The sequence below is a fragment of the Geminicoccaceae bacterium genome (genome assembly GCA_020638465.1).
GTDB lineage: Bacteria > Pseudomonadota > Alphaproteobacteria > Geminicoccales > Geminicoccaceae > JAGREO01.
This window is the reverse complement of sequence record JACKIM010000002.1, coordinates 174549-189705: the sequence shown is the minus strand read 5'-3', so window position 1 is coordinate 189705 and position 15157 is coordinate 174549. Positions and strand designations below refer to the sequence as shown.

13 protein-coding genes are annotated in these 15157 nt (G+C 64.2%); all 13 read right to left on the bottom strand.

Annotated elements, in window-relative coordinates; genetic code table 11:
• Positions 1–154: 154 nt before the first annotated feature.
• Positions 155–916 (bottom strand): STAS/SEC14 domain-containing protein, encoded by a 762-nt coding sequence (locus tag H6851_11295; GenBank protein MCB9944188.1) that lies wholly within the window; start codon positions 914–916, stop codon positions 155–157.
• Between the two features lie 49 nt (positions 917–965).
• On the bottom strand, positions 966–2267 hold the full coding sequence (locus tag H6851_11290) for a sodium:proton antiporter (GenBank protein MCB9944187.1): 1302 nt from the start codon (positions 2265–2267) through the stop codon (positions 966–968).
• Positions 2268–2271: 4 nt separating this feature from the next.
• Entirely contained in the window at positions 2272–3906 is a 1635-nt protein-coding gene (gene ggt / locus H6851_11285) for a gamma-glutamyltransferase (protein ID MCB9944186.1), read from the bottom strand.
• Between the two features lie 102 nt (positions 3907–4008).
• The gene (locus tag H6851_11280; GenBank protein ID MCB9944185.1) at positions 4009–4458 is read right to left on the bottom strand and encodes a 23S rRNA (pseudouridine(1915)-N(3))-methyltransferase RlmH; all 450 of its coding nucleotides are present in this window, start codon (positions 4456–4458) and stop codon (positions 4009–4011) included.
• Positions 4459–4470: 12 nt separating this feature from the next.
• A complete protein-coding gene (gene rsfS, locus H6851_11275; protein MCB9944184.1) occupies positions 4471–4836 on the bottom strand; it encodes a ribosome silencing factor in 366 nt (121 codons plus the stop codon).
• A complete protein-coding gene (locus H6851_11270; protein ID MCB9944183.1) occupies positions 4833–5594 on the bottom strand; it encodes a nicotinate-nucleotide adenylyltransferase in 762 nt (253 codons plus the stop codon). Before H6851_11270 ends, rsfS begins: the two co-directional genes overlap by 4 nt.
• Positions 5594–6871, bottom strand: coding sequence for a glutamate-5-semialdehyde dehydrogenase (locus H6851_11265; GenBank protein ID MCB9944182.1), 1278 nt, complete (start codon positions 6869–6871; stop codon positions 5594–5596). Before H6851_11265 ends, H6851_11270 begins: the two co-directional genes overlap by 1 nt.
• Positions 6872–7003: 132 nt before the next feature.
• Complete coding sequence (locus H6851_11260) at positions 7004–7450, bottom strand: CoA-binding protein (protein ID MCB9944181.1); 447 nt, start codon at positions 7448–7450, stop codon at positions 7004–7006.
• Between the two features lie 139 nt (positions 7451–7589).
• A complete protein-coding gene (locus tag H6851_11255; GenBank protein MCB9944180.1) occupies positions 7590–9362 on the bottom strand; it encodes an acyl-CoA dehydrogenase C-terminal domain-containing protein in 1773 nt (590 codons plus the stop codon).
• Positions 9363–9406: 44 nt separating this feature from the next.
• A complete protein-coding gene (locus H6851_11250) occupies positions 9407–11746 on the bottom strand; it encodes a 3-hydroxyacyl-CoA dehydrogenase (GenBank protein ID MCB9944179.1) in 2340 nt (779 codons plus the stop codon).
• Position 11747: 1 nt separating this feature from the next.
• Positions 11748–12875 (bottom strand): thiolase family protein, encoded by a 1128-nt coding sequence (locus H6851_11245; GenBank protein MCB9944178.1) that lies wholly within the window; start codon positions 12873–12875, stop codon positions 11748–11750.
• Positions 12876–12968: 93 nt separating this feature from the next.
• Positions 12969–14645, bottom strand: a complete 1677-nt coding sequence (locus H6851_11240) for a long-chain fatty acid--CoA ligase (GenBank protein ID MCB9944177.1) — start codon at positions 14643–14645, stop codon at positions 12969–12971.
• A 200-nt stretch (positions 14646–14845) separates the two neighbouring features.
• Positions 14846–15082, bottom strand: a complete 237-nt coding sequence (locus H6851_11235; protein ID MCB9944176.1) for a hypothetical protein — start codon at positions 15080–15082, stop codon at positions 14846–14848.
• Between the last annotated feature and the right edge of the window lie 75 nt (positions 15083–15157).

Here is a 15157-nt window from a genome sequence, read left to right as displayed (position 1 = left end):
CAGATAGTCCCTTTCCGGGCGACATAGTACCCACAGTTGATATGATCCGCGTGATGCGGGCGGCAGAGTCGAGGTGCAGGATGTGATCATGCCACCCGTATGACATGAACCGGGCAACAGGATCAAGGAATATTTTCTTATTTCCGTTACCGGTTCAGGTTGTCTTCCTGAGCCAGCTTCGCGCCTCCTCGACCGATTCCATCGGAAAGACGCGGATTTTCGCCGGCATGATGACGGCGGCCGCATTGGTCATGCGCTCGACCCAGCCCAGATCGGTGACGACGGCGATATGGCTGAAACGGCGCATGTGCCGCAGGCTGAAGAGGAAATCGTCGAACAGCAGGGACAGGTCCATGCCCTCGAAGCTCTCGACGATCTCGACGATGCGCACCTTCTCGTGTCGGGCGAGAAAGGCTTCAAGCTTCTCCACCACCTGTTCGAAGCGATTGGCGGTGACCCGGCCGGCAACCCGGATCTCGACGAGGCTTGCCGCGTCGTCCTCATGATAGTCGATGCGACCGTTCGACTTGTCGAAGGGATCGTAGCTGCCGAAATGCCAGAACTTGCCCTCAAGGTCGCGCACCGAATAGAGGCGCCCGCCATAGTCCTGGTTCGTCACCTCGCGGACGATCTCGGCTCCCTCGTCGCGCGCCCGCCGGCAATGGGCATCGGGATCGGAGACCACCACATAGACTTCGCCGCCGCGGTCGGGCCGGCTGTCGCTGGCGTGTCCCAGCATGACCATGCCGCTGCCATAGGTGAGCTGGGCATGCTCGATCCTGCCGTCATCACCCTCGACCACGAGATGACGCTCGAAGCCGAAGGTCCTGCACAGCCAGTCGATGGCCTGGCGTGCATCGTTGTAGCGCAGTGTCGGAACGATCATATGCCTCCTCCGGATAACGGGAAAATCCATGGGTCATATATGGCGCGCCGCGGCGGAATCCACAGGGCCGCCATGTTGTTCAGGCGGTCTCCCCTTTCATCTTCGCCCCGGTTTCCGCCTCGGTCTTCGAGATGATTTCCTCGCGGGCAGCCGTCGGGCCGAAGCGGCGGATCACGGGCGCCATGGTCATGCCCTGGACGATGATCGAGAAGACCACCACGACATAGGTGGCCGCGATGATCATGGGCTTGTACTCGCTGTCCGGCAGGGAGAGCGCGAGCGCCACCGAAATGCCGCCGCGCAGTCCGCCCCATACGAGGATGGGCAACGTTCCCCTGCCGAAGCTCTGTCGGCGCGCGAGAACGAGCATCGGCAGGCCGATCGCCACGACCCTCGCACCCAGGACCAGCGGGATCATCAGGAAGATGACGTGCATGGTCTTCGATTCGAACGGAATGGCCAGCACCTCGATGCCGATGAGCAGGAACAGGGCAGCGTTGAGGATCTCGTCGACGAGATGCCAGAAGCGCTCGACATGTAGCCGGGTACGCTCACTCATGCCATACTCGAAGCCGCTGTTGCCGACGACGAGTCCCGCCAGCACCACCGCGATGGGTCCGCTCATGTGCAGGGCGCCCGCCAGCGCGTAGGTTCCCATGACCAGGGCCAGGGTCATGAGGACCTCGAGCACGTATTCGTCCACCTCGGCCAGCAGTCGGCAGGTCAGCCAGCCCGCCACAGCACCGAGGACCGCCCCTCCGACCGCGTCACGGAAAAACAGCGTGGCCACGTCCAGAGGCCCGGTGGCCTGACCGCCATCGCCGAAGGCCAGGGCCGCAAGGATGAGGAACACGACCACCGCGACGCCGTCATTGAACAGGCTTTCGCCGGCGATCTTGGTCTGCAGGCTCTTCGGCACGCGGATGGTCTTGAGCATGCCCAGTACAGCCACGGGATCGGTCGGGCTGATGAGAGCGCCGAAGACGAGAGCCACCAGCAGCGGCGTTCCGGCATACCAGTTGAGACCGTAACCGATGATGAATGTCGAGATCAGGAGGCCGACCGTGGCCGTGAGAATGACCATCCATTTCTCATGTGCGAGATCGGCAAAATTGACGTGCAGCGCCCCGGCGAACAGGATGAAGCCGAGCATGCCGTTCATCAGCGCATCGTAGAAGTCGATGCTGGAGACGAAGGCCCGCAGGTCGGCGACCATGGTGAAACCGGGGATGAGCCGGTCGAGTCCCATGGCGGCAAACGAGGCCAGCAGCCCCATGACCACGAGGCCGATGGTCGGAGGCAGCTTGAAGACCATGTGGTTGATGTAGCCGAACAGGGCCGCCATGACGATGAGGATGGCCGAAATCTCGAAGATGGTCATGTGGTCAGTATCCCAATGCCATTCCGTCCTTGCGTGGGTCCGAACCGCCGACCAGCACGCCCCGCTCGTGGTCGATACGGATGACCTGACCGCCGCCCAGCGGAGAATCGGCCATGGCGATGACATGGCCCTTCATGGCGAGATCCAGCATGGTCCGCTCGGGCAGCCCGCGTTCGACCTTCAGCGGTCCCGGATAGGCCATCGCCCGGGGTGATGAGACGGCCTGTTGCGGATCCATGCCGTAATCGCGCATGTTGGTGATGACGTGCGCGTGACCGACCGGCTGGTAGTCGCCGCCCATCACGCCGAAGCAGGCCCAGACCCGGCCATCCTTCATGGCCATGCCGGGAATGATCGTATGCAGCGGCCGCTTGCGGGGAGCAATGACGTTGGGATGGTGCTCGTCGAGGCGGAAGGCCCGCCCGCGCGAGTGGAAGACCACGCCGGTATCGGGACAGACGAGGCCGGAGCCGAAGCTGTCATAGACCGAGTTGATCAGCGAGATGGCCATGCCATCGCGATCGACGACACTCAGATAGACCGTGTCGGGATGCGGATCGAGGCCGGGGTCCGGCAGCAGTGACATGGCCCGTCCGCGGTCGATGGACGCCGCCAGCTTGCGCGCATGGTCCTTGTCGAGCAGGCGTTCCACGGGAACCGGCACGTGGCGACGATCGGCCACATGCCGGTCGCGATCGCGGAAGGCCAGCCGTGTCGCCTCGGCCTCGAAGTGGTAGCGGTCGGCACCGAGCGGGTCGAGGGCGGCCAGATCCTGCGTTTCGAGGATATTCAGCAATTCGAGAGCAGTGATGCCGTGTCCGTTCGGTGGCAGTTCGAGAATGTCCACGCTCCGGTAACTGGATCGCAGCGGTTCGGTCCATTCCGGCACGAACTCGGCAAAATCCCCGATCTGGTGAAAGCCGCCAAAACGCTGAAGGCTCGCCACCATCCGGGCTGCCAGCTCTCCCTCGTAGAAGGCGCGCCACCCCTCGCGGCCCAGCCTGCGGAAGGTCTCGCCCAGCAACGGCAGGGCCATGACGTCGCCCGGGACGGGAACACGGTCCGACGGCAGGTAGATGCGCCGGCCGGCCTCGCTGTTGCGCAGGGTCGATTCGGCCCGCTGCCAGTCGAAAGCCACCCGTGGCGTCACCACGAAGCCATTGACGGCATGATCGATCGCCGGTTGCAGCAGTTCGTCCAGCGAGCGAGTGCCATGCGCTTCGAGCAAGGCATGCCATCCCGCCGGCGCTCCCGGCACGGTGACCGCATGCGCGCTGAGCTGGCCGATACGGCTGCCCGGGCCTATGCCCGCCTCGCGCACGCCGTCCTTGCCCACCTCATCCAGCACGCTCCCGGTCACCCGGTCCACCGTCGCGGACTGCGGTGCCCAACCCGAGCTGTTCAACGCGTGGACCGCGCCATCGGGGGTCGCGACGATGGCCCAGCAATCCCCGCCGATTCCGGTGGATTGCGGTTCAACTACACATTGCACCGCATGGGCAGCAATCGCCGCATCGACGGCGTTGCCTCCGGCCCTCAGGACATCGACCGCCGTGAGCGTCGACAGCGGATGCGAGGTCGCGGCCATGCCATGTGCGGCATAGGCAGCAGAACGGCCAGGCTGTTGGAAATCACGCATTGGTTCTGTTCTCATCCGCGGTCTATGCCCTGCTTTCACAACCTGTACAACCGTCGAAAATCACCAAGCACCAGCTCGACGGGCCGGATCGCGCCGCATTCATCAGTCACGATGGTAAGGATGCCCGCTGATGATGGTCGATGCACGGTAAAGTTGTTCGACCAGCATCGCTCTCACCAGCATGTGCGGCCAGGTGGCGCGTCCGAAGGCAAGCAGCCGTCCGGCACGATGGCGAAGTCGGGGAGCCAGGCCATCGGCACCGCCGATGATGAAATCGAGAGTGGGAACACCATCATCGACCACCCTGCTCACATGGGCGGCGAACTCGCGGCTGGAAAGATCCCGGCCGCGCTCGTCGAGTGCAATCACCTCGTGGCCCGGTTCAAGCTTCGCCTCGATCAACGCCGCCTCGGCCTCCATGCCGACGTGCCGGCCGCGCGGCTGCAACTCGACGACTTCCAACGTCCAGGGCAGGCGCACGCGATAACGCTCGATGATCCCTTCCAGCGACGCATCGCGCATGCGGCCGATGGCGATGATGCGGATACGCAAGAAGCGGGACCGTTACGGGTTGCTGGCCGCCTGCAGACGTTCGGGCGGTGACACCGCCCACAGGCGTTCGATGTCGTAGAAGGAACGGGTTTCGGCCCGGAACAGGTGAACGATGACATCGCCGGCGTCGATCAGCACCCAGCTGCTTTCCTGCAGTCCCTCCGCGCCGGGGGCATCGAAGCCGTTTTCCTTGAGCCGGGCCATGAGCTTGTCGGCCATGGCTGCGATGTGCCGCTGCGAGGTTCCGCTGGCCACGACCATCGTGTCCGCGATCGTGGTCTTGCCACGGAGATCGACGGTCACGATGTCGACGGCCTTGTCGTCGTCGAGCGACCTGAGGATGATGTCAAGGACGGCGCTGTCGCCGTGCCCGTTCAGGGTATCGGTGGATATGACCCGTTCTCCGTTTGAGAGGTGGTGTGTCGCAATGCGGCCGGTGCCGGAACGTGGTCATCGTCCTGCCCGGAACGAAGCCAGCCTCCCGTCAAGCCATTCCGCATGGCCGTGCTTGAGGCCGGATGCGGTCTCAGGTGGATGTAAGTCCAGACAGGCGGATTCAACCTTGTCAACTGATCGGCCCTGCACTCCGGCAATCTCGACCCGTAAAGTGCCGTGGCAACCTTGCTCGCCACAGCACCATGAGAATAGGGGCTGCGATCGAACACCGCAATCGGTGTCATGGCGGCCAGATCGCGCCAACGGCGCCATTGTGCCATCTGAAGAAGATTGTCGGCACCTATAATCCACACGAATCTATATGGATAACAGCGCATTAGTCTGCTTACCGTATCCACGGTATAAACGGTACCGAACCGTCGCTCGATATCCGTTACGCGTATCCGGGGATGCGAAGCGACGATCTTCGCCTGCTGCAGACGTGTCGGGAACGGCGCCATGCCGGCGCGAGGCTTGAGCGGATTCTGCGGCGAGACCAGCCACCAGACCTGTTCAAGCCCGAGCCCCTTCAGGGCTTCGACACTGACGTGACGATGTCCGCCATGCGCCGGATTGAACGATCCCCCCAGCAGGCCGATGGCCGGGGGTGCCAAGCCGGACAGCGTTGATTGCGCGTCCTGCCGGACCGGGACATGCAGTCTCGGCCTGACGCGCAGCGGGTGCAACGGTGGCGGCAGCATCAGACCGGCCGGATCTGACCTGTCCCGCGCACCACATACTTGAAGCTGGTGAGCTGTTCCACGCCGACCGGGCCACGAGCATGCATGCGACCGGTGGAAATGCCAATTTCGGCACCCATCCCGAATTCGCCACCATCGGCGAACTGGGTCGAGGCGTTGTGCATGACGATCGCGCTGTCAACCTCGCGAAGGAACCTGACCGCCGCCGCCTCGTCGTCCGTGATGATGCTGTCGGTGTGATGCGACCCGTAACCGTTGATATGGTTGATGGCCATGTCGATACCATCGACCACGCGGACGGCTATGATCCTGTCCAGATATTCGGTGACCCAGTCCCGCTCGCCGGCGGCGACGACCCGCCCGTCGAGCGCGCATGTCCGCTCGTCCCCGCGGACCTCGCATCCTTCCTCAAGCAATCGCTTCACGATCCTGTCCAGGTGACTTTCGACAATGGACGAATCGCACAGCAGTGTTTCGGCTGCCCCGCAGATCCCGACCCGGCGCAACTTGGCATTGACGGTCACCTCGAGGGCCATGTCGGGATCGGCCGCCTCGTGCAGGTAGACATGGCAGAGTCCCTCGAGATGGGCGAATACCGGCATGCGGGCCTCGGCCTGCACGCGCTCGATGAGCGAGCGGCCACCCCGGGGAACGATCACGTCGACATGATCGCTCATCGCCAGCAACATGCCGACGGCCTCGCGATCGACGGTCGGCACGAGCTGGATCGAGGCCGCGGGCAATCCCGCTTCCTCAAGCCCCGCAATGAGACAACGATGGATCGCCCGGGCGCTGTTGAAACTTTCCGAACCGCCCCTCAGGATGACGGCATTGCCCGCCTTGAGACACAGTGCCCCCGCATCGGCCGTGACATTCGGGCGGCTCTCGTAGATGACACCGACCACGCCGAGCGGCGTGCGTACGCGGGCGATGTCGAGGCCATTGGGTCTTCTCCACCGGGCGATTTCCTCCCCGACAGGATCATCCAGCTCGCCAATCGCCTCGATGCCGGCGGCCATCGCCTCGACTCGCGCCTCATCCAGCTTCAGCCGGTCGAGAAAGGCGCCCCTGGTGCCGCGCGCGCGCGCCGCATCCATGTCCAGCGCATTGGCATCGAGAATGGCGTCCCGGTTCGCGCGGAGGGCCTGCGCGGCAACGGCCAGCGCCCGGTTCCTGGCTTGCGTGCCGGAGATGGCGAGTTGCCTCGAAGCCATTCTCGCGGCGCGCCCGAGCGCTTCCATCTCACCGGCAAGCGATGACTTCAGGACGGTGGCCATGACGAACGTTTCCTGTGCCCATTGGAGAGGTTTCCTGGAAAACCGGTCTAACAGGAGCACGCGACATCGCCAACAACAACGGTTTGCCACCGTCGATCCGGCAGGACTGCACCGGCGGAACCGACGACCGGATCAGATCAGCCCACCCTTCTTCTTGCGCAACTGGAGGGCCTGGCCACGCTTGCCACTGATGACGCCGCGATTGACGCCAAGCCAGCCGATCTCACCGAACAGGCGGCCATATTCGATCTTGGGGCAGCGATCCATCACCACCTCGAGTCCCGCGTCGCGCGCCTTCCGCGCCGCCTCGTCATGGCGTACGCCCAGCTGCATCCAGACCACCTTCGCACCAACGGCGATCGCCTCGTCCACCACGGCGGGAACTTCATCCGAACGGCGGAAAACCTGCACGATGTCGGGCGGTTCGGGAAGAGATTTCAAATCGGGATAGAATGGCTCGCCCAGTACATCCTGACCGACATAGCGCGGATTGACCGGATAAACCTTGTAACCCTTCTTCTGAAGATAGAGCATGGCGAAGTAGGAAGGTCTCATGTCGTTGGCCGAAGCCCCGACCATGGCCAGGACCCTGGCCTTCTTCAGGAGGCCGGCGATCCAGCCGTCATCGTAGACCAGCGGTGCCGGTCCGGTCCCGTTTTCCACATCATCACCCTGAAATGAGCCGTCGCTGCACCGCTGTTAGCATGGCGCAGGCCGATCAGAAAGCATCATCCGCCAGGGCCATCACCGCCGCCTTGCCGGACATGATCCGGGCGAACAGCGCCGAACTCTCGGGCAGGATGCGGGTGAAATAATAGGTCGCCGTCTGGCGCTTGCCGCGTGCGAATCCGTCGTCGCGGCCGGCCGTCGCCAGCACCATGCGCGCCCACATCCACCCCAGCGCGACCAGGGCGAACAGGCGCAGGTAATCGCTCGCGGCCGCTCCCGCCTCCTCGGGATCGGCCAGCCCGCGCTGGGCGATCGTGGCACTGGCCTGCTGCAGCCGCCCGGTCGCCTTGGCGAGCAAGACCGCCATGTCGCGCATTTCCTCATGCGAAGAAATCTGCTCGATGAAGGCCAGCAACGGGTGGAAGAAGCGTCGCAGAAGGCGACCTGTACCCAGCCCCAGCTTACGCCCGACGAGGTCCAGGGCCTGGATGCCGTTGGTACCCTCGTAGATCTGGGCGATGCGTGCATCGCGGACGAGCTGCTCCATGCCCCATTCGCGGATATAGCCATGGCCTCCCATCACCTGCATGCCCCGGTTGGCGGCGTCCGTACCGTGATCGGTGAAGAATGCCTTGCAGATGGGGGTCATCAACGCGACGAGATCGTCGGCGGCATGACGCGTCTGCGGATCGGGGTGGCGGGCGGCGACATCGGCCTCGATGCCGACCCACAGCGCCAGCGCCCTGCACCCCTCGTTGAGGGCGCGCATGGTCATCAGGTGGTGGCGCACATCGGGGTGGACGATGATGGGGTCGGCCGGCCTGTCGGGCGCCTTCGGTCCGCCCAGCGAACGTCCCTGCAGGCGGTCGCGGGCATAGTCCACGGCCGACTGATAGGCTGCCTCGGCCAGTCCCACGCCCTGCATGGCCACCATCAGGCGGGCCTCGTTCATCATCGTGAACATCGCCTTCATGCCGCCATGCGGTTCGCCCAGCAGCCACCCCGTCGCCTCTTCGAAGTGCATGGCGCAGGTGGAGGCAGCCTTGATTCCCATCTTCGATTCGAGAGATGCGCAGACCACCTTGTTGCGCTCGCCGGGCGAACCATCCTCGTTGGACAGAAATTTCGGAACGAGGAACAACGAGATCCCGCGTGTCCCGGGCGGGGCATCGGGAAGCTTTGCCAGGACCAGGTGGATGATGTTCTCGCTCAGATCCTGATCGCCACCCGATATGAAGATCTTCGAGCCGCTCACCCGGTAGCTGCCGTCGCCGGCAGGCTCCGCCTTGCTGCGGATCAGGCCCAGATCGGTGCCGCACTGCGGTTCGGTGAGGTTCATGGTCGCCGCCCACTCGCCGGAGGCCAGCTTCGGCAGGTAGGAGGATTTGAGCTCCTCGCTGCCCCATGTCTCGATGGCATCGAACGCACCGCGGCTGAGACCGGGATAGATGGCAAAGCTCAGATTGGTGGCGCACAGGATCTCGCCGAACGCGGTATTGAGCACCTTCGGCAGCCCCTGCCCGCCATATCGGGGGTCCGCCGAAAGCCCCACCCAGCCGGCTTCGCAATAGGTCCGATAGACATCCCTGAAGCCTTTCGGTGTACGCACGACACCATTTTCAATATGGCAACCTTCCTCGTCTCCGGAACGGTTGAGTGGCAGCAACTGCTCCTCGCAGAACCTTGCTGCCTCCTCAAGGACACTGCCCGCCAGATCGCGCGTGGCCTCTTCATACCCCGGCAGCGATGCGACGCGCCTCTCATAGTCGAGCATGTCCAGAATGAAGCCCATGTCGTCGAGCGGCGCCTTGTAGGTCACCATGTCGATCACTCCTCACATACGGCAGTTGGACGGGTCATCGGGCGTCAGTTGCGCAACGGCTTTCCGGTGGCGAGCGTGTGCTCCATGCGTTCCAGCGTGGCTTCCTCGCGCACGAGATGCATGAAGGCCGCCCGTTCGAGAGCGAGAACGTCCGCCTCGGTCATGGGCACCGTCGGATCCGTTCCCTCACCGCCGCTGAGGACCTGCGCCAGTTGCGCCACCACCGCATGGTCGTGCGGTGTCACCATACCCTTGAGATCGAGGTCATGGACGGCCATGCTGATGGCCGCCTGTCCTGCCGCACCGGCGAGCCGGTATTCCGGCGGTTCCGGCGCCGCATATCCCTCGGCCAGCTCCAGCGCCTTCTTCCTGGCCACGGTGAGAAGCTGGTCGCGATGGAAGACGACCGTATCGTCGGGTGCCAGGAAGCCCAGTTCCTTCGCCTCGAAGGCCGATTTCGCAACCCTGGCCAGTCCGATGGTCTGGAAGGCCTGCGCCATCGGCGCGACGGGGCCCTTTGGCCGTGCGGGATCCCTCGCCAGACGGACGAGCAGTTCGGCGCAGCCGCCCCAGGCGGGGACAAGGCCCACCCCCGTCTCGACGAGGCCGATATAGGTCTCGGCATGGGCCACGATCGCGTCCGCGGCGAGGCAGAACTCGCAACCGCCGCCCAGCGCCAGTCCGGAGGGTGCCGAAACCACGGGGAATGGCGCGTATTTCAGGCCACGGACGGCCTTCTGCCCGCCGTCGACCAGGTCGTCGATGGGCTGCCAGAGACCGAGATTGGCGACGAACAGTGCCAGCCCGAGATTGGCGCCGGCAGAGAACTGGCTTCCCTCGTTGTAGATCACCATCGCCTTGCCATTTTCGGCCGTGAACGCCGTCGAGCGGGCCAGCAGCTCGATCACGTCCTTGTCGATGGTGTTGAGCTTGGTGTGAACCTCGAAACAGAACACACCGTCTCCCAGATCCCACAAGGAGGCCGACCCGTTCTTCATGAGCGCCTTCGAGCCTCGCTTGACGTCGGCCAGCAGCGTCACGCCCGGACGGCGTTTCAGCGGCTGCCGCGAACCGTCGGCGGCAAGCTGGAGCAACCCGTCACCGGATGCGGCATAAAATCCTCCTGCTTCGACAGCCTTCGACAACAGGGGCGGAACGGGGAGCCCCGCCTCCCGCAGCATGGATGACAGGGGTCCTGCGCCGATCTGGTCGATCAGTTCGAACGGCCCCTTCTTCCAGTTGTAGCCGAGCCGCATCGCCTCATCGATGGAGGCGATATCATCGGCGATATCGAAGGCGATGGTGGCCGCATAGGCAAGCACCTTGCCCATGACATCGGCGGCATAGCGCGAACCCCGGTCGCCGGCGGCGATGAGTGCCGCCGCTCCGCCGGAACGGGCAGCCTCGATCGATGCCAGGGCCGGCTTTCCCGCCCTGGAGTAGGTCCCGGTTCCGAGATCGATGGCTTCCTTGACCTTTCCGCCATGTTCCCGATTGAGCCTGTAGAATCCCCCCTTGCCCTTCCGGCCCGTGTATCCTTCGGCGATCATCTTTTGCACGAGTGGCATGTCGCGCCGGATGCGGTGGTAGAAGTCGCCCTCGGGCAGGGCTGCGGCGAGGCTCCCGTCGACATAGGGAATGAGATCGACGCCGACGAGATCGACCAGCCCGAACACGCCCGTCTTCGGAAAGCCGAAGGGCCGCCCCATGACCGCATCGGCCTCGACGACCGAAAGGCCGTGATCGAGCGCACCGGCGATGGCCGCCTGGATCCAGAATGTGCCGATGCGGTTGGCGATGAAACCGGGCGTGTCCCTGCACATGACCGTATTCTTGCCCAGCCGCGTCTCGGCGAAGCTGCGGAACTCCTCGACCCGTTGCCCCGGGACTTCCGTCCCTCCCAGCACTTCCAGAAGCCGCATGTAGCGCGGCGGATTGAAGAAGTGGGTGATCAGGAAACGCGAGCGGAGGTCCTGCCCCATGCCGTCGACAAGCATCGCCCGTGGCAGGGTCGAGGTATTGGAGGAGAGGATCGCATCGTCGCGCAGGACGGGTTCCAGCCTCCGGTAGAGGCCGTGCTTGACGTCGAGCCTCTCGATCACGGCCTCGACCACCCAGTCGCAATCGCGCAACCGGTCGAGATGGTCCTCAAGATTGCAGGGTGTGATCCGCCGGGCGAAACGCCTGCTCATGAACGGGGCCGGATCGGCCTTCAGGAGCTTCGCGATGGCCGATCTGGCAACCGCATCGCGATCGGCCGCTCCCTCGGGCACGATGTCGAACAGCAGTACATCGAGACCGGCATTGGCGCAATGAGCGGCAATCTGCGCACCCATGACGCCCGCACCCAGCACGGCGACCTTGCGCATGTCGAGCCCGTCCATCTCAGACAGCCTCAAGGACGGTGGCAATACCCTGCCCACCGCCGATGCACTGGGTGGCCAGAGCCAGCGACTTGCCCTCCCGCATAAGCAATGACGCGGCCTTTCCGGTGATCCGGGCACCGGTGGCACCCAGCGGATGGCCGAGCGCTATTGCACCACCGTCGATATTCGCCTTTGCGGGATCGATGCCCAGTTCGTCGATGCAGGCCAGCGACTGCGAGGCGAAGGCCTCGTTGATCTCGACGATATCGATGTCGGCCATGGTCAATCCGGCGCGCTCCAGCGCCTTGCGGCTGGCCGCGACCGGCCCCATGCCCATGATCTCCGGCGCACATCCGGCGACGGCCACCGAACGGATGCGCACGAGCGGGGAAAATCCGCGCTCGCGGGCATAATCCTCACTGGTCACCAGTACCGCGGCAGCACCATCCGTGAGTGGCGAAGAGGTGCCCGCCGTCACCGTTCCCCCCTTGAGGAAGGCCGGTTCGAGCCCGGCGAGGGCCGCCCCGTCGGTGTCGGCGCGGATGCAGCCATCCTCGGTTACCCCATCCAGCGGTATGATCTCGTCGGCGAACTTCCCGGCCGCGCGGGCGGCTGCTGCGCGGGACTGGCTCTCGATGGCGAAGATCTCCTGCCGCTTGCGGTCGATACCGTATTTCCGCGCAACGTTCTCCGCCGTCTCGCCCATGCTCATGTAGGCCGCCGGCATTTTTGCGGCGAGCCCGGGATTGGGCATCGGGTTGAAGCCAGGAATGGGAACCCGGGTCATGCTTTCCACACCGGCACAAAGGAAAACGTCGCCGGCATTCATGGCGACAGCACCGGCCGCAATGTGGATCGACTGCATCGACGACCCGCAGAAGCGGTTGAGCGTCATGGCCGCCACCGATTGCGGCAGACCGGCCAGAAAGCCCGCCAGACGCGCGATGTTGAAGCCCTGCTCGGCCTCCGGGAAGGCGCAGCCGACGATCAGGTCCTCGACCAGGGTGCTGTCCACGCCCGAGCGCTCCACCAGTCCGGCAAGCGTTGCCGCGAGCAGGTCATCGGGACGGGTCCGGGTGAACAGACCCCGATTGGCCGGCTGGAACGGCGAGCGGGCGAAAGCGGCAATCACGGCGGATCGGGTCATCGGGATTCCTTCACCTGGATATAACTGTAAGTTGCATGATTATCCATGCGATACAATTTTGGAATAGAGATCATCGTCAGTGGCGTTCAATGATCATGCGCCGGCAGTCTCCCTCTTCGCACGTTCCTCTGCCACGAGTTCCTTCTTCGACAGCTTGCCGATCATCGTCTTGGGCAGTTCGTTCCGGATCTCGATCTCGCAAGGACGTTCCATCGGCGACAATCGCGCCGAGAGAAAGGCACGCAACTCGCCGGGGTCGAGCTGGGCTCCCTCGCGCAGCTTGACGAAGGCCTTGGGCAATTCGCCGTGCTCGTCGTCGGGAACGCCGATCACGATGGCCTCCTCGACTGCCTCGTGCGCGTAGAGGGCATCCTCGACCACCCGCGGATAGACGTTGTATCCGTTGACGAGGATCAGGTCCTTGATGCGGTCGATGAGAAACAGGTAGCCGTCCTCGTCCATGCGGCCTATGTCGCCCGTCCGCAGCCAGCCATCGACGAAGGTCGCCCGCGTGGCCTCGCCGTTGCGCCAGTAGCCGCGCATGACGGCGGGGCCCCTGACGCAGATCTCGCCGGGCTCGCCCCTGCCGACCTCGACAGCGGGATTGTCCGGGTCGCGCAGGCTCACGGTGGTGCCCGGCATCGGCAGGCCGATGGATCCCGGCTTGTTCGGGCCGGTCGTCGGGTTGCAGGTGACCACCGGGGACACCTCGGACAGGCCATATCCCTCGACCACCACGCTGCCGGTCCGGCGTTCGAAACTCTCCTTCACCTCCACCGGCAGGGGCGCGCCGCCGGAGATGCAGAACCTGAGCGACGACAGGTTGCGGCTCCCGATCCCGGGCTCATTGTTGATGGTGTTGAGCAGGGAAGGAACCACGGGGAAGATGGTGGGTTTCTTGCGCTCGATGACGTCGAGCACCTGCGACAGCTTGAACCGCGGCAGCAGGATCATCGTCGCCCCGAGCTGCACGGCCATGTTCATCACCACCGTCATGGCAAACACATGGAACAGCGGCAGCACGCCGAGCATCCGGTCCATGCCGGGCTCATGCCCGGTGTACCAATACGCCACCTGCGCCGCATTGGTCACGACATTGGCATGGGTCAGCATCGCCCCCTTGGGCAGACCGGTCGTACCGCCGGTATATTGCAGCACGGCCAGATCGGTCATGGGATCGATCGTTACCGCCGGCAGTGCGGCATCCTCGCCAAGGTCAAGCACGCGGTCCCATGACAGCGCCACCCTGCCGTCCGGCAGGGATGCCAGCTCCGAGCGCCTGAAGAGCTGGAACAGCAGCCCTGTCGAGCGCGGCAGCGCATCGGTCATCGAGCAGACCACGACCCGCTCCAGCCCGCCCTCGCCGACGCATTCCAGGATCTTCGGCAGCATCAGCTTGAGGTCCATGGTAATGGCCACGGTCGCGCCGCTGTCGGCGATCAGGGCCCGAACCTCGCCCGGCGCATAGAGCGGGTTGAGGTTGACCACGATCGCACCCAGCCGGGCGACGGCATGGTAGCTTATCACGTAGTAGGGAGAATTGGGCAGCATCAGCGCCACCCGACTGCCCTTGCGGACGCCGATGGCCGCCAGCCCGCGGGCAATCTTCCCCACCTGTTCGTCGAGTTGCCGCCATGTCGTCTGGCGACCGAGGAAATCGATGGCCGTCTGGTCGGCAAAGCGTTGCACGGCCCGCGCGAGGGGTTCGTGGATGCATTCGCTTACACCTTGCACCCAGTCTCCCTGATCCAGACTTTCACCCAGCGACATGGCCTGGCTCCGCGGTTACATCGATCGACAGTACCATAGGTGAATTTATTGCACTGATATACTTGCCACGAGGTTAACATAAAGACATCGACAGAGGGAGCGTCGTCAATCGCCTGACGATCAGATCACGTTAACCATTTTCCGTTATGATCGGATCTGGATCTGTCGGCGAAGCTCGCACCGCCATTCCGGCCTGGTGTTCATGATGTCGCCGGGGGAGTAGGACGATCGAAGAGAAGCGGGCAGGCCGCATCCTGAGCGGCGAGGACATCGCCATCGACAAGGCCACCTACCAGCGCTGCGTAGGCGCCTTCTCGCTGGTCGAAAAGCATCTGGGCATCAACATCAAGCTGCATCCGGCCGGAACGTTCGATACGGACGCGACGATTGCCGCTGGCGAACAACTGTCGGAAGGCGACATTTTCGTCTTCAATCATTTCGCCCGCTTCGAGACCATCATCCCCGCCTACCTGACATACCGCTCGACCGGCCGCTACTGCCGCACGCTGGCA

Coding starts and splice junctions, on each gene's coding strand:
- H6851_11260 (MCB9944181.1), bottom strand. CDS start 7,450: ATGGTCGGGGCTTCGGCCAACGACATGAGACCTTCCTACTTCGCCATG.
- ggt (MCB9944186.1), bottom strand. CDS start 3,906: ATGCGTGATTTCCAACAGCCTGGCCGTTCTGCTGCCTATGCCGCACAT.
- H6851_11235 (MCB9944176.1), bottom strand. CDS start 15,082: ATGATTGAAGACGAAAATGTCGCCTTCCGACAGTTGTTCGCCAGCGGC.
- H6851_11295 (MCB9944188.1), bottom strand. CDS start 916: ATGGATTTTCCCGTTATCCGGAGGAGGCATATGATCGTTCCGACACTG.
- H6851_11270 (MCB9944183.1), bottom strand. CDS start 5,594: ATGCTGCCGCCACCGTTGCACCCGCTGCGCGTCAGGCCGAGACTGCAT.
- H6851_11250 (MCB9944179.1), bottom strand. CDS start 11,746: ATGGACGGGCTCGACATGCGCAAGGTCGCCGTGCTGGGTGCGGGCGTC.
- H6851_11245 (MCB9944178.1), bottom strand. CDS start 12,875: ATGACCCGATCCGCCGTGATTGCCGCTTTCGCCCGCTCGCCGTTCCAG.
- H6851_11290 (MCB9944187.1), bottom strand. CDS start 2,267: ATGACCATCTTCGAGATTTCGGCCATCCTCATCGTCATGGCGGCCCTG.
- H6851_11265 (MCB9944182.1), bottom strand. CDS start 6,871: ATGGCCACCGTCCTGAAGTCATCGCTTGCCGGTGAGATGGAAGCGCTC.
- H6851_11255 (MCB9944180.1), bottom strand. CDS start 9,362: ATGGTGACCTACAAGGCGCCGCTCGACGACATGGGCTTCATTCTGGAC.
- H6851_11240 (MCB9944177.1), bottom strand. CDS start 14,645: ATGTCGCTGGGTGAAAGTCTGGATCAGGGAGACTGGGTGCAAGGTGTA.